20 protein-coding genes are annotated in these 19865 nt (G+C 68.0%); 10 read left to right on the forward strand and 10 right to left on the reverse strand.

Going from position 1 to position 19865, the window contains the following annotated elements; genetic code table 11:
• Positions 1 to 20 precede the first annotated feature (20 nt).
• Positions 21 to 1631, forward strand: a complete 1611-nt coding sequence (locus tag BST17_RS07310; protein ID WP_083056664.1) for a serine/threonine-protein kinase — start codon at positions 21 to 23, stop codon at positions 1629 to 1631.
• A 102-nt stretch (positions 1632 to 1733) separates the two neighbouring features.
• Here the strand turns inward: BST17_RS07310 and BST17_RS07315 are convergent, their stop codons facing one another.
• The gene (locus BST17_RS07315; protein ID WP_234807587.1) at positions 1734 to 2354 is read right to left on the reverse strand and encodes a DsbA family protein; all 621 of its coding nucleotides are present in this window, start codon (positions 2352 to 2354) and stop codon (positions 1734 to 1736) included.
• Between the two features lie 219 nt (positions 2355 to 2573).
• On the opposite strand from BST17_RS07315, the gene BST17_RS07320 reads away from it, so the two are divergent.
• The gene (locus BST17_RS07320; protein WP_269149839.1) at positions 2574 to 3719 is read left to right on the forward strand and encodes a L,D-transpeptidase; all 1146 of its coding nucleotides are present in this window, start codon (positions 2574 to 2576) and stop codon (positions 3717 to 3719) included.
• Here the strand turns inward: BST17_RS07320 and BST17_RS07325 are convergent, their stop codons facing one another.
• Both BST17_RS07325 and BST17_RS07330 read right to left on the reverse strand, forming a co-directional pair.
• On the reverse strand, positions 3720 to 4634 hold the full coding sequence (locus BST17_RS07325; protein WP_083056668.1) for a M56 family metallopeptidase: 915 nt from the start codon (positions 4632 to 4634) through the stop codon (positions 3720 to 3722).
• Positions 4631 to 5002, reverse strand: a complete 372-nt coding sequence (locus tag BST17_RS07330) for a BlaI/MecI/CopY family transcriptional regulator (RefSeq protein ID WP_083056670.1) — start codon at positions 5000 to 5002, stop codon at positions 4631 to 4633. The genes BST17_RS07325 and BST17_RS07330 overlap by 4 nt, the downstream gene beginning before the upstream one ends.
• Before the next feature lie 228 nt (positions 5003 to 5230).
• Between BST17_RS07330 and BST17_RS07335 the strand changes: the two genes are divergently transcribed.
• Genes BST17_RS07335 through BST17_RS07355 form a run of 5 tightly spaced genes read left to right on the forward strand, consistent with a single transcriptional unit; the run spans position 5231 to position 10034 of the window.
• Complete coding sequence (locus BST17_RS07335) at positions 5231 to 6073, forward strand: glycoside hydrolase family 26 protein (RefSeq protein ID WP_165762231.1); 843 nt, start codon at positions 5231 to 5233, stop codon at positions 6071 to 6073.
• Entirely contained in the window at positions 6070 to 7308 is a 1239-nt protein-coding gene (locus tag BST17_RS07340; protein ID WP_083056674.1) for a PP2C family protein-serine/threonine phosphatase, read from the forward strand. Before BST17_RS07335 ends, BST17_RS07340 begins: the two co-directional genes overlap by 4 nt.
• Complete coding sequence (locus tag BST17_RS07345; RefSeq protein ID WP_083056676.1) at positions 7305 to 9296, forward strand: glycosyltransferase family 2 protein; 1992 nt, start codon at positions 7305 to 7307, stop codon at positions 9294 to 9296. Before BST17_RS07340 ends, BST17_RS07345 begins: the two co-directional genes overlap by 4 nt.
• On the forward strand, positions 9293 to 9634 hold the full coding sequence (locus tag BST17_RS07350) for an STAS domain-containing protein (RefSeq protein ID WP_083056678.1): 342 nt from the start codon (positions 9293 to 9295) through the stop codon (positions 9632 to 9634). The genes BST17_RS07345 and BST17_RS07350 overlap by 4 nt, the downstream gene beginning before the upstream one ends.
• Positions 9621 to 10034: an ATP-binding protein gene (locus BST17_RS07355; RefSeq protein ID WP_083056680.1), complete on the forward strand. Its 414-nt coding sequence runs from the start codon at positions 9621 to 9623 to the stop codon at positions 10032 to 10034. Before BST17_RS07350 ends, BST17_RS07355 begins: the two co-directional genes overlap by 14 nt.
• A 31-nt stretch (positions 10035 to 10065) precedes the next feature.
• Here the strand turns inward: BST17_RS07355 and BST17_RS07360 are convergent, their stop codons facing one another.
• From BST17_RS07360 to BST17_RS07375, 4 genes are all read right to left on the reverse strand, one after another.
• Positions 10066 to 10788 (reverse strand): TMEM165/GDT1 family protein, encoded by a 723-nt coding sequence (locus BST17_RS07360; protein WP_083056682.1) that lies wholly within the window; start codon positions 10786 to 10788, stop codon positions 10066 to 10068.
• A gap of 374 nt (positions 10789 to 11162) precedes the next feature.
• Positions 11163 to 11849 carry an HNH endonuclease family protein gene (locus BST17_RS07365; protein WP_083057093.1) on the reverse strand — a complete coding sequence of 229 codons (687 nt, stop codon included), beginning with the start codon at positions 11847 to 11849 and terminating at the stop codon, positions 11163 to 11165.
• A 14-nt stretch (positions 11850 to 11863) separates the two neighbouring features.
• Complete coding sequence (recG, locus tag BST17_RS07370; protein ID WP_083056684.1) at positions 11864 to 14092, reverse strand: ATP-dependent DNA helicase RecG; 2229 nt, start codon at positions 14090 to 14092, stop codon at positions 11864 to 11866.
• Positions 14093 to 14094: 2 nt separating this feature from the next.
• Positions 14095 to 15687 (reverse strand): fatty acid kinase ATP-binding subunit FakA, encoded by a 1593-nt coding sequence (locus BST17_RS07375; RefSeq protein WP_083056686.1) that lies wholly within the window; start codon positions 15685 to 15687, stop codon positions 14095 to 14097.
• Between the two features lie 189 nt (positions 15688 to 15876).
• Here BST17_RS07375 and rpmB point away from each other — a divergent pair, with 189 nt between their 5' ends.
• Complete coding sequence (rpmB, locus tag BST17_RS07380; protein ID WP_030135717.1) at positions 15877 to 16071, forward strand: 50S ribosomal protein L28; 195 nt, start codon at positions 15877 to 15879, stop codon at positions 16069 to 16071.
• A 117-nt stretch (positions 16072 to 16188) separates the two neighbouring features.
• Here rpmB and BST17_RS07385 read toward each other — a convergent pair whose 3' ends face one another.
• Together BST17_RS07385 and BST17_RS07390 are read right to left on the reverse strand one after the other, a co-directional pair.
• Positions 16189 to 16872, reverse strand: a complete 684-nt coding sequence (locus tag BST17_RS07385) for a uracil-DNA glycosylase (RefSeq protein ID WP_083056688.1) — start codon at positions 16870 to 16872, stop codon at positions 16189 to 16191.
• Positions 16873 to 16899: 27 nt separating this feature from the next.
• Positions 16900 to 17841: a thiamine-phosphate kinase gene (locus BST17_RS07390; protein WP_083056690.1), complete on the reverse strand. Its 942-nt coding sequence runs from the start codon at positions 17839 to 17841 to the stop codon at positions 16900 to 16902.
• A gap of 102 nt (positions 17842 to 17943) precedes the next feature.
• Between BST17_RS07390 and BST17_RS07395 the strand changes: the two genes are divergently transcribed.
• Positions 17944 to 18186 (forward strand): Lrp/AsnC family transcriptional regulator, encoded by a 243-nt coding sequence (locus BST17_RS07395; RefSeq protein ID WP_083056692.1) that lies wholly within the window; start codon positions 17944 to 17946, stop codon positions 18184 to 18186.
• Positions 18187 to 18196: 10 nt separating this feature from the next.
• A complete protein-coding gene (locus BST17_RS07400) occupies positions 18197 to 18751 on the forward strand; it encodes a DUF3515 domain-containing protein (protein WP_109750035.1) in 555 nt (184 codons plus the stop codon).
• On the opposite strand, the gene BST17_RS07405 is transcribed toward BST17_RS07400, so the two are convergent.
• On the reverse strand, positions 18748 to 19845 hold the full coding sequence (locus tag BST17_RS07405) for a D-alanine--D-alanine ligase family protein (protein WP_083056694.1): 1098 nt from the start codon (positions 19843 to 19845) through the stop codon (positions 18748 to 18750). The two genes, BST17_RS07400 and BST17_RS07405, sit on opposite strands and share 4 nt — an antisense overlap.
• Between the last annotated feature and the right edge of the window lie 20 nt (positions 19846 to 19865).

Below are 19865 nucleotides of genomic sequence, written 5' to 3' on the forward strand. Positions count from 1 at the left end.
CGGTGGCTTATTGTTGGCCCGTGGAAGGCACTCCGTTCGGCCGGTACCGCCTGGTGAAGGTGCTGGGCCGAGGCGGTATGGGCGAGGTGTGGCAGGCCTACGACACCGCCATGAACCGGCTCGTCGCCCTGAAAGTGCTGCCGCCCAACCTCGCCGACGACGACACTTACCAGCGCCGCTTCCGACGCGAGGCCCAGCTGGCGGCCGGCCTGGACGAACCGCACATCGTCCCGATCCACGATTTCGGTGAGATCGACGGCAGGCTGTATGTGACGATGCGCCTGATCGAGGGCAAAACCGTCAACGAACTCCTGGAGACCGGTCCGCTGCCACCGCACCGCGCGGTGCACATCACCGAACAGATCGCGGCGGCCCTGCATGCCGCGCACCGGATCGGACTGGTACACCGTGATGTCAAACCGTCCAACATCCTGGTGACACCCGCGGACTTCGCCTACCTCATCGATTTCGGCATCGCCCAGTCCACCGGTGCCACCAAGCTGACGAGCACCGGGTCCACCATCGGAACGCTGGCCTATATGGCCCCCGAACGGCTTTCCACCGACACGTCGGACGCGCGCGCCGACATCTACGCGTTGACCTGCGTGCTGCATGAGTGCCTCACCGGTTCCCAGCCGTTCCCCGGTGACAGCGTCGAGCGACAGATCACCGGTCACCTCACGCTGCCTCCGCCGCGACCCTCGACCATGCAGCCCGGGGTGCCCCCGCCGATGGACCAGGTGATCGCGATCGGGATGGCCAAGAACCCCGAGCATCGGTACGCCACCACCGGCGAGTTGGCCGCCGCCGCCCGATCGGCGGTCACCCCGGCGGCGGGGTTGGCCCCACCGACCGCGGCCCACCAACCGACCGCGGCTGCCGCGCACTGGCCCGCGCCGGTGACCTATCCGCCGTCGAATCCGGTTGTCCAGCAGCAATGGCCGGCGCCACCGCCGTGGCAGCCGGGACCCCCGGCGCGGCCGTGGTGGCGCGGACCGGCCGTCCTCATCCCGATCGGATCGGTCGCGGCCGTGGCGGTCGCCGTGATCGCCGTCGTGCTGGTGGCCGGCGGCGACGACGGACCCGATCCTGGCCGGCAGGTGGCCGGCCCCAGCGAACCCCAGCGCCGCACCGGTGGCATCAACAGCACAGCGCCACACAGCACCCCGCCAACAGCAACACCGACGCCGGTGTCCCCCTCGCAGATGCAGACTGCCGACGGGCTGGCCGGTCTGCTCCAGACCGTGCGCGACAAGTTCGGTGACACCATGGGTTTCTCCCTGGTGGTGTATCCCACCTATGCCGTCTACGACCGCCCCGACCCGACGAACCCGAACGTGCAGCAGGACTACACCTATCGGGGCAGCGGTTGGGAGACCTGGGGATCGCCCTCCTCGACCGGGGCCTTCGATGTCGTCGCCGATCTCGGCCAGATCGACACGTCGGCCGTGGCGGCGATCCTGGCCGATGCCCCGCGGCACACGGGCGCACCGGTGGGCTCGGAGAGCTATCTCATCATCGAGGGCGCCGAGGGCGGCGGGCTGGAACTGGCCATCCATTCGACGGCACCGGGTACCGGCTTCATGCAGGTGCATCCGGATGGGACCATCAAAGAGGTGTTCCCACCCTGATCGACACGGCGTCAACAGGATTCGCGCCGGCTGTGTGTTGGCGCCGGCGCGGCAACCGCGCGCGCCGCCGAGGGCGTTCGGCGCCCGGCACTGCCACGCTCGTCACCGTAACGCCGCGTCGAGGGCCCTACGCAGGTCATCGGGCCGCTGCACCGGGATCTGTTCGCCGTCGATGAAGAAGGTGGGTGTGCCCTGTACGCCGAGCGCCAGACCATCCTCGAAATCCGAGCGCACCCGTGCGGCGGTCGCGGGGTCGACGTATGCCGCATCGAATCGGGCCATGTCCAAACCCAACTCGGCGGCGAACCCGCGGAACACCTCGTCGGCCGGCGTGCGGCGTTCCCCCCACTGCGGCTGGGTGTCGTACATCTTGTGATACATCGCCTCGAGCCGGCCCTGTTGCGCGGCGGCCTCGACGGCGCGGGCGGCGCGCTCGGCATTGAAGTGCCCCGAGAGCGGGAAGTAACGCAACACGAATTCGACCCGATCGCCGTAGTCGGCGCGCAACTGCTCGACGATCGGGTACGCGGCCAGGCACCCCTCGCACTCGAAGTCCAGGAACTCCACCAAACTGACGGTGGCGCCGGGCGGATCATCGAGACGGTGGCTGTCGGGGCGCACGAGCTCAACCCCACCCGACGCGGCGGGCAGTCGCTCGGCTCGGTCATCGGTGCGCAGTACCAGCACGACGATCCCGACGGCGGCCACCACGATCACCACCATCGCGGTCAGCAGCGCACGGCCGAGCGGAGTCTTGCGCACCGGTCCCTTCCCGCCGGACGCCGGTGTGCGCACCGGGGCCTGCATCTACGTAGTAAGTCCGTAGGATGGTAGCGCAACGCCGAGCAAGTGGACAGGATCACGGTCATGGGACGAGTGGACGCGACAGAGCGGTGTCGCGGCATCATGGGTACTGCAGTTGCCCTGATCACGCTCTGCACCATGGTGATTGCGATGGCAGGGTGCGGGCAACCGGCACCTGAGCCGCGCGCGAAGACGATCGCCGAGAAGGGCACACCGTACGGCGATCTCCTGGTGCCGCGCGTGCACCTCTCGGTGCGCGACGGTGCCGTCGGAGTACCCGTCGAATCACCGGTGACGGTCACCGCCGAGGCCGGTGTCCTCGACGGTGTCACCCTGACCAACGAGCAGGGCCGGGTCGTCAAGAGCGAACTGAGTCCCGACGGTGTCACCTGGCGTTCGGCCGAACCCCTGGGCTACAACCGGCAATACACGGTGCACGCCGAGGCGCTCGGGCTCGGCGGGCGCACCGCCACCACCGCGACCTTCGAGACACACTCCCCGGAAAACCTCACCATGCCCTACGTGTTGCCGGGCAATGGCGAGGTGGTCGGCGTCGGACAGCCCGTCGCCATCTCGTTCGACGAGCCCATCCCGAACCGGCTGGCCGCTCAGAAGGCCATCACGATCACCACCGACCCGCCGGTGGAGGGCGCCTTCTACTGGCTCAGTCCGCGCGAGGTCCGTTGGCGCCCCGCCGAATACTGGCAACCCGGTACGAGGGTCGAGGTCCGGGTCCGGACCTACGGCGTCGATCTCGGCGACGGCCTGTTCGGCCAGGATGATGCCGCCAGCACCTTCACCATCGGTGACCAGGTGATCGCGACCGCCGACGACACCACCAAGACGCTGACCGTGCGGGTCAACGGGCAGATCGCCAAGATTATGCCGATCTCCATGGGCAAGAACGCCACCCCCACCGACAACGGCACCTACATCGTGGCCGAACGGCTGCCTTTCATGGTGATGGACTCGTCCACCTACGGCGTGCCGGTGAATTCCCCCGACGGGTACCGCACCGAGGTCAACTGGGCGACCCGGATGTCCTACAGCGGGATCTTCGTGCACGCGGCACCGTGGTCGGTGGGTAGTCAGGGGCGCGCCAACGTCAGCCACGGCTGCCTGAATGCCAGCACCGAGAACGCGAAATGGTTCTACGACAACACCAAACGTGGCGACATCGTCGAGGTCGTCAACACGGTGGGGTCGACGCTGTCGGGCACCGACGGCCTCGGCGACTGGAACATCCCGTGGGAGCAATGGAAAGCGGGCAACGCCGCGGTCTGATCAGTGCCGGCAGATCAGATTGACCACCACCGGCGCACTCACCGTCAGCGCGATCACCGATGTCGTCAGCAGTAGGTGACACCCCAGGGTGAAGCGATCGGCCGGAGCGTGCAGCCGGGCAACCCGGGCCGCCACACCCTGCGCACCCACGGCGAGCCCGCCCACGGCATGCGGGCCCGCCAGCTTGACCATGCCGGCGATCAGCGCACCGTTGCCGTGGCGCCGGGCGGCGGTGTCATCGGCGCACATCTCCAACAGCGTGGCCACCGCACCGGCGCCGCGGGTGAACAGCGGTAGCCGAGAAAGGCTGCCCGCCAACGCTCGCAGCACCATCAGCACGTGATGGTGGCGTCCGAGCAGGTGGGCGTCTTCATGGGCGAGCACCGCCGCGAGTTGCGCCCGGTCCAATGTCCGCACCGCCGCGGTGGTCACCACGATGGCGTGCGGCCGCCCCGCCACGCAGTACGCCGCGGCGCGGTCGGCGGCGATCACGAAGACGTCGGGACGGTCGGTGGGGGTGCCGATGATGCGGGCCGCCGCGGCATGGTCGTCACTGCGCGCACGCGCACCGGCCACCGCCCGCCAGACCTGTACCGCCACCACCGTCGAGATCAGTACGCCGGCGGTCACCAGGATGGTCAGGCTGACCGCGCCCGGGGTGAGCGAGCGTTCCGGGACACCGAGCATCTCCAGGCACAGCACCACTGTCGATGACCCCGGCAGTCCGCCCACGCCGGCACTGATGATCAGCAGCACCGCGACCGACCACGCGACGAGTACGGCGGTGATCGCCGTCAACCACGCGGTCACGCCGAGCCTGGGGTTCAGGCCGGCCCCGGTCAACCGCTGCAGGATTGCAGGCATCAGCCAGCTGACGACCACGCCGTAGGTCAACAGATAGACCGCGGCGGTCATCGCCGGCGCTTCGGAGAATGGCGCAGTGCGGCACGCAGTTGCGCCGACTCCTCGGCGGTCATCTGTTCGACGAAGAAGGCCAGCACCGCTTCGGAGTCACCTCCGGAGTCGAATGCCACACGCATCAGATTTGCCGACCGTTCCTCGCGGGTCATGGTGGCCCAGTACCGGTAGGCCTTGCCTTCCCGGTCGCGACGCACCCACCCCTTGCGGAACAGGTTGTCCATCGTCGACAGGACGGTGGTATAGGCGATCTGACGGGTGTCGGCGAGATCCTCGAAGATGTCGCGCACGGTGGCACCGTCGGGCGATGCCCACACCCGGTCCATCACCGTCGCCTCAAGATCACCGAAGCCCCGCTGCTGCACCGCTCACCTCCTCCGCAGTCGCTTCCCACCCGCCCGCCTCGACGGCGCATTCAATCTATCCGTCGGCACCGCTGCGCATCGGACCGCGCCGACGGGCGGCGATGCGACGTTAGGTGATACTCACCTGATTCACCCTGAATGAGTTCGCCAGAACCATTTCCTTTTCGGACGTCGAATTGCTCGGCGCCGGAGCCCCGCGGGCATTATCTTCGCAGTGTGGGGAAAGGAATGGGTCTCCTCAAATTCGGCGTCACGACGCCCGGCGGACCGTGTGCCACCGCCGAACTGGACACGGTGACCCGCATTACCGGTACCGCGCCCCAGTATGTGCTGTGGTACGAGGATTTCACCGCTGCGCCACCGCTGGCCGAGCTCGCTGCAGTTGCCAGGATCGGCGCCCTTCCGGTGATCACCTGGGAGCCGTGGACCGTCGCCGACCGCGGTCCGGGAACAATGCGCGATTTGGCCGCCGGTGCGCTCGATGACTATGTCCACGAATGGATCGGTGAATTGAAAGTTCGGCAACAGAACATCTGTTTGCGGTTTGCCCACGAATTCAACGGTGACTGGTATCCGTGGAGCCCGGCGGGTGGGACTCCGCCTGAAGTGCACATCGCGGTGTGGCAACGCATCCACACGATGTTCGCCGCAGCAGGGGCGACAAATGTGGACTTCATGTGGTGTGCCGATGCAGTTGCCGCGCAGCATGATCCGATCGTGTCCTGGTACCCCGGTGGCGAATTCGTCGACTACATCGGTGTCGATGGGTACAACTGGGGCGCCGCAGGCGGCCGGCACGCGTGGTGTGCCCCGGCGGAGATATTCGGCGCAGCGCTGGCCGATGCGCGCGAGCTGGCCGGCGACCGACCGGTCGTCGTGGCCGAGGTCGGCTGCGCGGAAGCAGGTGGCAGCAAAGCACGGTGGATCACCGATCTCGTCGGCTTTCTGCGGGACGACGCCGAGGTCGAGGGCTTCATCTGGTTCGACCACGACAAGGAGACCGACTGGCGCATCGCCAGCACGGCGGAGTCGGCCACCGCGTTGGCGGGCGCGTTGGGGGGACGAGCATGAGCGCGCCATCGCTGCAGGCCAGGTACACGTTGCCGGCCGATGTCGAGGCCAAACGATTACACGCGGTCGACCAGCTCTACCAGTTGGACACCGAACCCGAGGAGCGTTTCGAACGAGTGACGAGCATGGCCCGTTGCGCACTCGGTGTACCGATGGCGGCGGTCTCCCTGCTGACATCGGACCGGCAATGGTTCAAGCAGTGCGACGGATTGGACATCGATTGCAGCGTCGCGCGCGGACAGACGGTGTGCCAGGCGGTGATCGCGCGCGCCTACGACGACGAGGCCGACGCACTGCTCGTCCTGGAAGACACCTGGGAATCCGAGTTCGCCGACCTACCGGCGATTCGCTCCGAAGGCGGTATCCGGTTCTACGCCGGTTATCCGTTACGCGGTCCCGGCGGCCACGCCGTCGGCACCTTCTGCGTCTACGACACGCGGCCACGCTCACTCGACGCCGGGCAACGACAGACGTTCATCGAACTCGCCCGCTGGGCCGAACGTGAACTGCAGAGGTCCGATGACCTGGAACGCGCCGCGGCTGTCCAGCGACAACTACTGCCGAGCCCGCTCGGTGATCTTCCGGGATACACGGTGCAGGCGTTGTGCGTACCCGCGTTCGCGGTCGGCGGTGACTTCTACGACCATTATCCCGTTCCCGGCGGGGCGGTGTTCACCATCGCCGATGTGATGGGCAAGGGTCTGGGCGCCGCGATCCTCACCGCGACCGTGCGATCGGCACTTCGGGGGGCATCACGAATGGTTCACCACGTCGGCGCGCAGGGTGATATCGCCGAGGCGGTGAATTCGGTGGCCCACCAGATCGCCGACGATCTGGCGAGCACCGACAGTTTCGTCACCCTTGTGCACCTGAAGTTGCACACCGCTGACGGCGTGCTCGACTACGTCGACGCCGGCCACGGCTTCGCCGCCCACGTCAGTGCGGACGCCGTGGTGACACCGCTGCGCGGCAACGGTCTGCCACTGGGAATCCTGCCCGACGAGACCTGGTCGTCTCACCGGGTCACCTTAGGGCCGGGCGAGAGCATCGTGCTGGCCTCGGATGGCGTTCTCGATCTGGTCAGCGACGGCTGCGACGTCCGGCCGGCGCTGCGGTTCATTGCCGAACACCGAGACCCGGTGCAGCTGTGCAACCGCGTACAGGCCTTGGTTGCCGACAACCCCGGCCTGGATGACGTCACGCTGGTGGCCATCGGCCGTGAGCCCACCGGATGACTCACCGGTTGCCGGACGCGTCGGCCGGAAGACTCCCGTCACCGTGGTTGCGACTGCTCATCCTGTGCACCGCGATCCTCGGGCTCAACTACATCATCTGGCGATGGATGTCATCGCTGAACTGGTCGGCGTGGTGGATCGCGGTGCCCTTGGTGATCGCCGAGACCTACAGTGTCATCGACTCACTGCTGTTCGCGTTGACCATGTGGCGGGTGCTCCGACGGCATCCCCCACCGCCGCCGCCCGACGACGCGACGGTCGACGTACTCATCACGACGTACAACGAGCCGATCCCGATGGTGCTGGACACCGCACGCGCGGCCCAGGCCATCGAGTACCCGCACACCACATGGATTCTCGACGACGGCAACCGCGACGAGTTGGCGGTCGCCGCGGCCGAACTCGGCGTCGGCTACGTCACCCGATCGGCCGCCTGGGACGACAAGCCGCGACACGCCAAGGCCGGAAACCTCAACAATGCACTGTTCGAGACCGCGGGTGAGTACCTACTCATCCTGGACGCCGATCAGGTTCCGGACCCGCGCATCCTGGACCACACGCTCGGATACTTCCGGGATCCCAGGATGGCTCTTGTCCAGACGCCCCAGTATTTTCACAACGTGCCCTTCAGCGATCCGCTGGGAAGTCAGGCACCACTGTTCTACGGGCCGATCCAGCAGGGCAAGGACGGCTGGAATGCCGCCTATTTCTGTGGCTCGAACGCGGTTCTGCGCCGTGAAGCGCTGATGCAGTTGGGCATTCGTGGCTACGTGCAAGCCGTGGAGGACGGCATCAAGCGCACCCTCTACGCAGCCCGGAAGATGCTCAAGACCGCCGCCACCCAGACAGATTCGAACCAGCCCGAGGTTCACGCCGCGCTGCAGGCAGTGCGACAGGCCACCGCGGATGCGCGCAGGCAGCTGCGTGACGGTCGCGAACTCGCCGATATCACCTACGCATTCCAGCAGCGGGTCGACGCCGCCGCGCAGTCGATCGTCGCGGCGGATGTGACGGCCATGCGCGCAGATCTGGAGGTGATCAGGGCACTACGCGAAGATCCCGAACACACCTCTACCGCAGTGATCTTCGACGACGAGGCGCTGACGTCACTGGCCGCACGCGAATGGTCACCGCTGGGCGCCATCGAATCGATCGGAGCCATGATCCGGGCGGTCGACGTCGGCCGTGACGACGAGGCTCAGCCCATTCTGCCGATGGCGACGATCTCGGTGACCGAGGACATGGCCACGTGCATGCGATTGCACGCTCAGGGCTGGAAGTCGGCCTACCATCACGAAATACTGGCGCGCGGGCTGGCGCCCGACGATGCCCGGACCATGCTGACCCAGCGGCTGCGCTGGGCCCAAGGCACGATCCAGGTGATGCTGAAGGAAAACCCGCTGCTGCAGAAGGGGCTCAGCATCGGGCAGCGCTTGATGTACTGGGCCACGATGTGGAGTTATCTGGCGGGGTTCGCCGCGTTGGCCTATATCGCGGCGCCCGCGATCTACCTCATCTTCGGGATAATGCCGGTGCAGGCCTACAGCTGGGATTTCTTCGGCAGGCTCATCCCGTTCCTCATCCTCAATCAGTTGATGTTCATCATCATCAGCCGCGGTACGCCGACCTGGCGCGGCCAGCAATACAGTCTCGCGCTGTTCCCGGTGTGGATCCGGGCGTGTGTCACCGCTTTTCGCAACGTGTATTTCGATCGCCCGTTGGGCTTTGCGGTGACCCCGAAGACAAAGCAAGCGGTCGATTCGATCCCGTGGCATCTGGTGAAGTGGCAATTGGCAGCGATTGCGATGCTCGTGGTGGCATCGGTGATCGGCATCGTGCAGCTGTACTTCGGAGCCATCTCGGTTCTCGGGGTCGGCGTCAACCTGTTCTGGGTCATGTTCGACGTGGTCATCCTGAGTGTGGTGGTCCAGGCCGTCCGCTACCGCGGCCAGGATGCCGAAGAATCTGCCAGTGAAGGAGTCTCATGAGCCAATTCCCCACCCATACGGATGCTTCCGGTGTCGTCGTGGTGACGCCTGCCGGACGGCTCAACATGGTTGCCGCACCGGCACTGCGCAAGGAACTGCACGCCCTGGTCGAGGCGGGCACGCGACGTGTGGTGGTGGATCTCAGCGGTGTCGAGTTCATCGACTCCTCGGGGCTGGGCGCGCTCATCTCCGGTCTCAAGGTCGCCCGGCAGGCCGGCGGCGACCTACGCATCGCGGCCCCGACGCGCCAGGTCACGACCGTGCTGGAATTGACCAACCTCAATCGGGTGTTACGCGCCTACCCCCGCCCCCAGGACGCCTTCGATGAGCAATCCTGAGCCGCTTGTCCTGGACACCGTGACGGGTCCGGACACGTTGGAAGCCATCCAACGGACCTTGGACGCGCTCTGGGCGGATCACGCCGACGTGCCGGATATGGTGCGCCTGCACATGGATCTGGCGGCCGGCGAGATCGGGGCCAACATCATCGAACATTCCGGTGACGGTCAACCTGTCCATCTGCGGATGGCCCTGGAGCTCGACTCGGAGCGGGTCCGGGCCGTCTTCACCGACGACGGGCACCCGGCCCCGATGAATCTGCAGCAGCTGCAGATGCCGGACGAGATGTCCGAGCGCGGCCGCGGGCTGGCGATTGCGTACCGGGTGCTCGACGAACTCTCCTACCGGCGCGATGCCCAGGGCAATCACTGGACGTTGGTGCACCACCTGGACCGATAGGTTTCCGCCGAGCAGGCGGACGGCAACCCGGTCAGCGACCGGTGGATGCCGCTTCTTCGTCAGTCGACCGGATCTGCGCCCGCAGCACCTCCGGACGCAGCCGCTGCGGCAGCGCGCGCAGCGCCAGCACGGTGGCGATCAGGATGGCGGCGGTACCGCCGGCGACGGCCACCACCGGCGCGGTCGGGAAGACGTTCTCCAGCACCATGTAGGAACCGAACACCAGGAACAACGCGGCCGCACCGATCTGGATCATCCGCTCGGGCAGGTGTTTGCCCAGGACCGCGCCGACCATGATGGCCAGCCCATCGGCCACCACCATGCCCAGCGTCGAGCCGATCCAGACTCCGAACCAGTTGTTGTCTGCGGCGAGGGTGACGGTGGCGAGCATGGTCTTGTCACCGAGCTCGGCCAGGAAGAACGCGGACGTCACCACGAAGAAGGCCGGTGCGGTGGCGCGCTGGGCCATGCCGGCCTCATCCTCGCTGAGCTTGTCGCCACGCAGCGTCCACGCGCCGAAGAAGATGAACAGCAGTCCGGCGATCAGTCCGAGCAGATGCCCGGGCAGCGCCGCTCCGAGGTAGTGACCGATGGCCACGGATAGGACGTGCACGACGGTGGTTGCCGCGGTGATGGCCGCCAGCACCACCCACCACCGGTAGCGCAACGCGAATGTCATGGCCACGAGCTGCGTCTTGTCGCCCAGTTCGGCGATGAAGATCACGGCGAAACTCAGGAACAGGGCCGACAGCACGCGAACCTCCGCAGATCTCTGGCTGCCATGAGGAGCGAACCCCGGCCGGCAGCCACGTATGGCTAGTGGGCCGAAGGTCTCGTCCACCGACTGTCGTCGGTCCGGGTGACCGGGATGTCCGACCGATGAGTCGGCGTATCCAGTGTGTCGACCACCCGATTGGGGGCTACTCCCCTTCGCTGCAGACGAGGTTAACCCAGGCCCGCGTGGTGCGCAACTTGCCGGTTCTGAAAGATGGCCCGTGACAACAACTTTGGATGGCAACACCATCTAGTTCGGATATCCGAACGCTGATCGGCAATTTCCTGAACCTGTCTGTGGCGCCTCCCAACGCAGAAGTTCGACCACCCGAAAACCGCATGCCGGCGCGGGATTCACCCCCTCGGGCAGGTGCCGGCGGCCTCCCGCAGCACCCGCGCCGACGACGCATCCACGGGCAACCGGTAGCCGCGCAACACCTCGGCGAACTGCACTGCGTACTGGCACCAGAACGCACGGTTGGGCGGCATCCACAGCGCGGGCTCGCTGTCTCCCTTGTCCTGATTGGCGCCCCCGGCGACCGCAATCAGGTTGGCGGGGTCATTGGCGAAGCGCAGCCGCAGCTCGTCGGGCCAGTCACGGGCACCCAGATCCCAGGCCAGGGCCAGCGGCACGATGTGGTCGATCTGCACCGACGCCCCGATCTGATTGCCGCGCACGAAGGCGATCGACTCGTTGGTGTACGGGTCGACCAGGGTTCCGGTGGCCACCGCGTTCGGGCATCGCTTGATCGACACGTAGGACTTCTCGACCAGATCCCGGTCCAGGATGTCATTGCGGGTGTCGCAGCCGTTGCGACCACCGGGAGCGTCGTTGTCGTCATCCCAGGCATCGCCGAACGCGTCGCGCCGGTAGTCGTATCCGGGGACCCGGACCGGGATCTCGGCGACCCCGGCGAGCACATCGACACCGGCGGCCACGGTGGGTGTGTCGGCCTCGGCGACGAATCGTGCCGATCCCGCACCCGGTTCGGTGCCGGTCTGCACGGCCACCACCACCGCCAGAACCGCCCCCGCCGCCATCAGCGCGAGGCGCTTCACGACTTGTCCAGGTACTGCACACGATCGCTGTTGGAGAACGGGGCGGCCAACACCTCCAGGCCGGGTTGGCGCGGAGTGTCCAGGTAGGCCCGCTCACAGAAGCCGCGGGCCTCCTGGATGATGTCGAGGTGCTCGGCCAGTGACAGGAAGCGCAGCGTGGTCAGCCGGCCGGACTGATTGTGGCCCAGTACATCGCCCTCCTGACGTTCCTGCAGATCGAGGTCGGCCAGGGCGAACCCGTCGAGTGTCCCGGCAACCGCGCGCAACCGCTCACCGGCCTTGGAGGTCTCCGGCAGCCGGGTCACCAGCAGGCACAGGCTCGGATGTTGACCGCGCCCGATGCGCCCGCGCAGCTGGTGGAGCTGGCTGATGCCGAACCGGTCGGCGTCCATCACCACCATCATGGTCGAATTCGGCACGTCGACACCGACCTCGATGACGGTGGTGCACACCAGGACATCGATCTCCCCGGCGCGGAACGCCGACATCACTGCGTCCTTCTCCTCGCCGGACAACCGGCCGTGCATCAGGCCCAGCCGAAGCCCGGCCAGCGGACCGGCGCGCAGGGTGTCGAGCAGTTGCAGCACGGTCACCGGTGGCGGGCCGTACTCCTGGTCCGGTTTCTTGTCCGGATCCTCGTCGATCCGTGAGGCCACCACGTAGGCCTGCCGACCGGCCGCCACCTCTTCGCGCAGCCGCGCCCAGGCCCGGTCCAGCCAGGCGGGCTTGTCCTTGGCGAAGATGACGTTGCTGGCGATGGGTTGACGCCCCCTGGGCAATTCGCGCAGCGTCGAGGTCTCCAGATCGCCGAAGACCGTCAAGGCGATGGTGCGCGGGATCGGGGTGGCCGTCATGACCAGTAGGTGGGGGGTGATTCCACCGGTTGCCTTGGCCCGCAAACGATTCCGTTGTTCGACGCCGAACCGGTGCTGCTCGTCGACGACCACCAGGCCCAGCTGCGAGAACTCCACCGACTCCTGGATCAGGGCATGTGTGCCGATGACGATGCCGGCCGCTCCGGAGGCGATGTCGTCGCGGGCCTGACGCTTCTGCTGGGGCGACATCGACCCGGTCAGCAGCGCCACCGCGGTCGCGTTGTCGGCGGCGCCCAACTTCCCTGCCATGGCCAGCGGCCCGAGCACCTGATGGATGGACCGATGATGCTGTGCGGCAAGGACTTCGGTCGGTGCCAGCAGGGCGCACTGCATGCCCGCGTCGACCATCTGCAGCATCGCCAGGATCGACACGATGGTCTTGCCCGAGCCGACCTCGCCCTGCAACATGCGGTTCATCGGCCGGGTGCCGGCGAGCTCACCGGAGATGACGCCGAGCACCTCGCGCTGGCCGCCGGTGAGATCGAAGGGTAGTTGCGTCTTCAACGCGGCCAGCAGACCGTCATCGCGGACCGGCGCCGACGGCCCGGTCTCACCCAGTTCGCCGTAGCGGCGCGCCACCAGCGCCCATTGCAGCCCGATCGCCTCGTCATAGGTCAGCCGTTCGTGGGCTGCAGCGCGCTGGATCGCGTTCTCGGCCAGGTGTACCGACCGCAGCGCGGTATCTTCGGACACCAGATCCCACTGTCGCAGGACGGATTCGGGCAATACTTCCGGGATCGGGTCGAGGACGGCCAACACCTGGCGGATGCAGGCGTAGATGTCCCAGCTCTGCAGCTTCTTGGTCGCCGGGTAGATCGGGAAGAAGTCCTTGTCGAACGCTGCCAGTACGTCGTCGCCGCTCTGGCCCGAGGCATCGGCGATCTTCGCCAGCGAGCGGGTGCCGATATTTCGCCCACCCGGGCCGTCGAGGATCAGGAATGCCGGATGCGACAACTGGACCGTTCTGCGGAAGTAGCCGATCTCACCGGAGAGCATCACCCGGGTGCCCTCGGTCAGGGTGTTGACCAGATAGTCGGCATTGAAGAACGTCGCGGTGATCGCCGGATTGCGGTTTCCCAGCGTGACGCGCATGAACTTGCGCTGCCGCTTGCCCGGCTGCCTGCGCATGAACTTGACCTCGACATCGGTGATCGTGTCGACGAAGGTGATGTGCGCGCCCTCTTCGAGTTCGAGCTCCTGACCCTCCCCGCGGACATCGATGCCATCGCTGTACTTGCGTGGGTAGTGCCGCAACAGATCGTTGACGGTCCGCAGACCGAAGGCCTCCTCCAGCGAGGTCGCGGCCTTGGCGCCGAGCACATGGGACAACAGGTCCCCGAGAACGGCCACCGCTACTCCACTCCGATCAACAGCGCATCCCCGTCGTGACCGGTGCGGTAACTGACCAGCTCGGCACCCAGATGCTGACGGCGCACATGCTCACGCAACCGATCGCCCACGTTGTCCTCGACACCGGCGCCGACCAACACCGTCACCAGTTCGCCGCCGGCGGCCAACAGCAGGTCGATCAAGCCCGAACCGGCGGCCACCACATCCCGCCCGACGATCAGCACCTCGTCACCGGTGATGCCCAGCCCGTCCCCGACCTTGCAGGCACCGGCCCAGGTCAACGCATCCTCGGTGGCAATGCGCACCGAGCCGTGCCGGGCCCCGGCCGCCGCGCGCGCCATGGTGTAGCCATCGTCGACACCGTGACGGTCCGCGTCGTGCACCGCCATCGCGGCCAGTCCCTGCACCATCGACGCGGTCGGCACCGGAACGACGTCGATGCCCCAGCCGGTGGCCGCGGTGCAGCCCGCCACCAACTCCTCGGCGGCGATGAAACCGTTGGGCAGCAACATGATCTGCGCGGCATCGGCATCGACCAGGGCGCGCAGCAGTTGCTGGGCACTGATCGGATGGCCGTCGTCGGGCCGCAGCACCCGCGCCCCCTCGTCGCCGAACAGCGTTGCCGCGCCGTCGCCGTCGACCACGGCCAGCACCGCGCGGTCGCGGCTGCCGGCGGCGACCGGCCGGGCACCCGTGAGCAGCGTGACCTGGATGCCGCTCGGCGAACCGACGGCGATCCCGGCCTCCACCGCGGCACCGGCATCGTCGGTGTGCACGTGCACCGAATGCGCACCGCTGCGACCCGCGGTGATGGCCACCGAATCCCCGAGAGCGTCCAGCGCGGCACGCAACCCCTCGATGGCATCGACGGCACAACCGGTCAGCAGGTACATCACCTCGAACCGGGGCGGGGCGGGTTCAGTGCGGACGGGCTCGGCCATCGCCGCGGCGGGTCGGTAGACGTCCCGGGTGGGCGCGGTCCCGACGAGGGTGGCAATCATCGCGTCCAGCAGTACCAGCAGTCCCCGACCACCGGCGTCCACCACGCCCGCCTCGGCCAGCACGTCGAGTTGGTCGGTGGTGCGATCGAGCGCCTCGGTCGCCGCGGCGGCCCCGGCGGCGACCACGTCGGCGATATCGGCCGCGGCGTGGGACTCGGCGGCCTCGGCGGCCGAGCCCAGCACCGAGACGATGGTGCCCGGGACGGCCTGGCCCATCGACGCGACGACCAACGTCTCGGCGCAGCGCAGCGCCTCGGCGAACGCGCGCCCGTCGATCTCGTCGAGGCGCCGTTCGGCGGTGACGTCGGCGAGCCCGCGCAGGATCTGCGACAGGATCACGCCCGAGTTGCCGCGCGCCCCGCGCAGCGCGCCGTCGGCCAGCAGGGCGGTGAGCCCGACCAGGTCCAGGTCGTCGCGACCCTCGGTGCCGGCCACCGCCGCGCGCATCGTGAACAGCATGTTGGTACCGGTGTCGGAATCGGCCACCGGGAAGACGTTGAGCCGATTGATCTCGTCGGTGTGGGTGATGAGCTGCCCGACGGCGGTATGGGCCCAACGTCGCAACGCCGAAGCGTCGAGCCGCGCAGCCGACATCTACACCTCCCGAACGTCCCACCGACCGTGCGGGCCAGAATAGTCATCACCGCTGACAGCGCCGGTGATCTGCACAGGTTGTGGACAGCGTTTTGGAGATCCGTTCCCGAGGCCGGTATCCTGGTCAGGTTGTCGGGTCACCCTCCCGGTTGTTGACCCATCAAGTACTGATTACGAGGAGTTCTACACATGGCTGCCGTGTGCGATGTCTGCGGAAAGGGCCCCGGCTTCGGTAAGTCGGTTTCACACTCCCATCGCCGGACCAGCCGTCGGTGGAACCCGAACATCCAGTCGGTGCGCGCCGTGGCGCGTCCGGGTGGCAACAAGCAGCGGGTGAACGTGTGCACCTCCTGCCTGAAGGCCGGCAAGGTCACCCGCGGCTAGTTCCGCACCTCACGAACTCGATTCATCGTCCCACTGCGTCCTCGACGCGGTGGGACGATGTCGTGTCTGCGGACCCCTACGTGTCTGCAGACCCCCACGTGTAGGCAGACCACAGCGTCAGGGCAGTCGCCATTCGACCGGGTCCGCCCCCATCTGCGTCAGCAGCTCGTTGGTGCGGCTGAACGGTTTGGACCCGAAGAACCCCCGCGACGCCGACAACGGTGACGGGTGCACCGATTCGATGACTGCGCACCCGCCCTCGACCAGCAGCGGTTTCAGGGTGCCGGCGTCCCGGCCCCAGAGGATCGCCACCAGCGGCTGCGGCCGCGCGACCAGCGCCCGGATGGCGCATTCGGTGACGGCCTCCCAGCCCTTGCCGCGATGAGAGGCCGGGGTGCCGGGCCGCACCGTGAGCACCCTGTTCAACAGCATCACCCCCTGCTCGGCCCACGGACTCAGATCCCCGTTGGCGGGCACCGGATAGCCGAGGTCGGAGCCGTACTCGGTGAAGATGTTCACCAGGCTGCGCGGCACCGGCCGCACATCGGGCGCAACCGAGAAGCTCAGACCCACCGCGTGCCCGGGGGTCGGGTAGGGATCCTGGCCCACGATGAGCACGCGGACCGCGTCGAACGGAAACGTGAACGCCCGCAGCACGTTCTCCCCGGCGGGTAGGTACTGATGCCCGGCGGCGAGTTCGGCGCGGAGGAACTCCCCGAGCTCGCTCACCTTCGGAGCCACCGGCTCGAGCGCACGCGCCCAACCGGGTTCGACCAGATCTGTCAGTGGGCGCGGTGTCACGAGGCCCAAAACTAGCGTGCCGCCGCCTCAGTAGGACTGCCAGCCCGCACTTGCCTGCCACGGCCGGCCGTCGACCAGCACCCCGGACGGCCCGTCGGTCGTCTCGCCGATCGCCCGCCACCCCGGTGGCACCGGACCGTCGAACACCGCGGCCAGCGCGTGCTCCTCACCGCCGCCGAGCACCCAGGACCAGCCGTCCTCCCCGACCGCGGCCGCGGCGGCCGCCAATGCGTCGTGATCGGCGCGCAACGCCTGCCGCGACAGCGCGAAACCCACGCCGGACGCGGTGGCGATATGCCCCAGATCGGCCAGCAGACCATCGGACACGTCGGTCATGGCGGTGGCGCCGGCCAGCGCGGCAACCCGGCCCTGACCGTAGGGCGGCCGCGGCACCAGGTGCCGGTCACGAAGTTCGTGGTGTGCGTCGATCTTGTTGTGCCACAGCGCAAGTCCGGCGGCAGAGGTGCCGAGATCGCCGATCACGGCCACCGTCTGCCCGGGTGCGGCGGTATCGCGCCGCACCGGCTGCCGACCATCGAGGTCGCCGAGGGCGGTGACCGAGATCACCCACAGCGGTGCACTGACCAGGTCACCGCCGGCGATGCCGCCGCCGCAGCGCTGTGCCTCCGCCCACATGCCGTCGGAAAGTTCTTGAGCGGCAGCGGCCGGCGTGTCCGGCGGCGCGGCGAAGGCGACGACGAACGCGGTGGGCACCGCGCCCATCGCCTCGATGTCCGCGGCATTCTGCGCGATCGCCTTGCGACCGATCTGGTGCGGTCGCGACCAGTCCAGCCGGAAATGGCGGTCCTGTACCAACATGTCGGTGGATACCGCGGTGGCACCGTGCAGGACCGCGGCGTCGTCGCCGGGGCCGAGGGTCACCGCGGCCGGCTGCCGCCGGTCGGCGGTGATCCGGTCGATCACCCCGAACTCGCCGACCTGCGCCAGAGTCGGCCCCTTGTCGGTCATCTCACCGTCCTGCCTGGGGGTCGGAGCCGCTATTCGACGGCGCGACCTGCGGTACGTTTGTTGCCTGCTTGAGTCTATGCAGGGGAAACGGAGGACCCGGTCGTGGTGGAGGCTTTCATGCTGATTCAGACCGAGGTGGGTCGGGCCGAGGTCGTCGCCAAGCAGCTGGCCGGCCTGCCGGGAGTGGTCTCGGCCGAGTACGTCACCGGCCCGTACGACGTGGTGACGCGCATCGCCGCCGACAGCCAGGACGAGCTGCAACGTGACGTGGTCGGCCGGGTGCAGCAGGTGGCCGGGATCACCCGGACCCTGACCTGCCCCATCGCCGAGGTTGCGCGGCCATAGAGTTACCGGTGTGACCGACCCCGACGACCATCCGGCTGACCGAGACGGCCCGCCCCGCTCGCTGATCATCGCCGCGGTCGGGGTCGCCGTGGCGGCGGTGATCGTGTTGCTGACCTTCGCGGCGACCAGACAGGCCGCCCCCGAGGAGAAGCCGGTGGCGATCGCCGCGGCGCCGGCGCCGCAGGCCGAATCCCCCGAGTGCACCGCCTTGATGAGCGCACTGCCCGAACAGCTCGGCGATTACCGCCGCGCCACGGCCGTCGAGCCGGTACCGGCCGGGGCGGCGGCGTGGCAGGCCGATCCGTCCGCCGATGCGGTGATCATGCGGTGTGGCCTGGAGCGACCGGTCGATTTCCGTGTCGGCACACCGGTGCAGGTGGTCGACGAGGTGCAGTGGTTCGAGGTCAGCCAGCACGGCGTCAGCACGTGGTTCGCCGTCGACCGCAGCAGCTATGTCGCGCTGACGTTGCCCACCGGCTCGGGACCGACGCCGATCCAGCTGATCTCCAAGGCGATCGCGCGGACGATGCCCGCTCGCCAGCCGGATCCGGGCCCGGCGCGCTAACGCAGGCCGGTGCCGCGGGCGAGCGCCGTCTCGACCATGGTCGCCAGCAGTGTGGGGTAGTCCACCCCGCTGGCGGCCCACATCCGCGGGTACATCGAGATGGTGGTGAAGCCGGGCATCGTATTGATCTCGTTGATCACCGGGCCGTCCTCGGTGAGGAAGAAGTCGACCCGGGCCAGCCCCTGGCAGTCGATGGCCCGGAAAGCCCGGATCGCCAGCGCCCGCAACGCGTCGGCCACCTCGTCGTCGACCTTGGCCGGCACGTCGAGTTCGGCCGCATCGTCGAGGTACTTGGTGGCGAAGTCATAGAAGGTGTCCTCGCGATCGCGCACCCCGGCCACCCGGATCTCGCCGATCTCGCTGGCCTCGACGCGCCCGTCGGGAAATTCGAGCACTCCGCACTCGACCTCGCGGCCGATGATCGCGGCCTCGACGATCACCTTCGGGTCGTGACGGCGCGCGTCGGCGATCGCGGCGGGCAACTGGTCCCACGCCGTCACCCGGCTCACCCCGATCGACGAGCCGCCACGGGCCGGCTTGACGAAGACCGGCAGGCCGAGGCGCTCGCGGTCGTCGAGTGACACGGTCTCCTGGTGCGGCCGCAGCACCACGTGGTCACCGATCGGCAGGTGGTCGGCGACCAGCAGCTTCTTGGTGAACTCCTTGTCCATCCCGGTGGCGCTGGCCAGCACGCCGGCACCCACATAGGGCACCCCGGCCAGCTCGAGCAGGCCCTGGATGGTGCCGTCCTCGCCGTACGGTCCGTGCAGCACCGGGAACACCACGTCGACCGCGGCCAGCACCTGTCCGGCGCCCTCTCCCAGCGACAGCAACTCACCGCGGCGCACCGGGTCGGCGGTCAGCGCGAGCGCGGTGCCGTCGGCGACGTTGGGCAGCTCGCCGCCGGTGATCGCCAGGGTTTCGGGTCGGCCGTCGGTCAGCACCCAGGAGCCGTCCGGGGTGATCCCGACGGCGACCACCTCGAAGCGTTCGGGGTCCAGGTTGCGCAGGATGCTGCCCGCGGACACACAGGAAATCCCGTGCTCGGAGCTGCGTCCGCCATAGACGACGGCGACTCGGGTGCGGGCACTCACAACCTGCAGAGGCTACCGGT

Origin of the sequence: Mycolicibacterium bacteremicum (assembly GCF_002086115.1) — a bacterium.
Lineage (GTDB): Bacteria > Actinomycetota > Actinomycetes > Mycobacteriales > Mycobacteriaceae > Mycobacterium > Mycobacterium bacteremicum.

Coding starts and splice junctions, on each gene's coding strand:
- rpmB (WP_030135717.1), top strand. CDS start 15,877: ATGGCTGCCGTGTGCGATGTCTGCGGAAAGGGCCCCGGCTTCGGTAAG.
- BST17_RS07375 (WP_083056686.1), bottom strand. CDS start 15,687: ATGTCGGCTGCGCGGCTCGACGCTTCGGCGTTGCGACGTTGGGCCCAT.
- BST17_RS07350 (WP_083056678.1), top strand. CDS start 9,293: ATGAGCCAATTCCCCACCCATACGGATGCTTCCGGTGTCGTCGTGGTG.
- BST17_RS07335 (WP_165762231.1), top strand. CDS start 5,231: ATGGGTCTCCTCAAATTCGGCGTCACGACGCCCGGCGGACCGTGTGCC.
- BST17_RS07390 (WP_083056690.1), bottom strand. CDS start 17,841: ATGACCGACAAGGGGCCGACTCTGGCGCAGGTCGGCGAGTTCGGGGTG.
- BST17_RS07355 (WP_083056680.1), top strand. CDS start 9,621: ATGAGCAATCCTGAGCCGCTTGTCCTGGACACCGTGACGGGTCCGGAC.
- BST17_RS07365 (WP_083057093.1), bottom strand. CDS start 11,849: ATGGCGGCGGGGGCGGTTCTGGCGGTGGTGGTGGCCGTGCAGACCGGC.
- BST17_RS07320 (WP_269149839.1), top strand. CDS start 2,574: ATGGTGATTGCGATGGCAGGGTGCGGGCAACCGGCACCTGAGCCGCGC.
- BST17_RS07315 (WP_234807587.1), bottom strand. CDS start 2,354: ATGGTGGTGATCGTGGTGGCCGCCGTCGGGATCGTCGTGCTGGTACTG.
- BST17_RS07325 (WP_083056668.1), bottom strand. CDS start 4,634: ATGACCGCCGCGGTCTATCTGTTGACCTACGGCGTGGTCGTCAGCTGG.
- BST17_RS07345 (WP_083056676.1), top strand. CDS start 7,305: ATGACTCACCGGTTGCCGGACGCGTCGGCCGGAAGACTCCCGTCACCG.
- BST17_RS07340 (WP_083056674.1), top strand. CDS start 6,070: ATGAGCGCGCCATCGCTGCAGGCCAGGTACACGTTGCCGGCCGATGTC.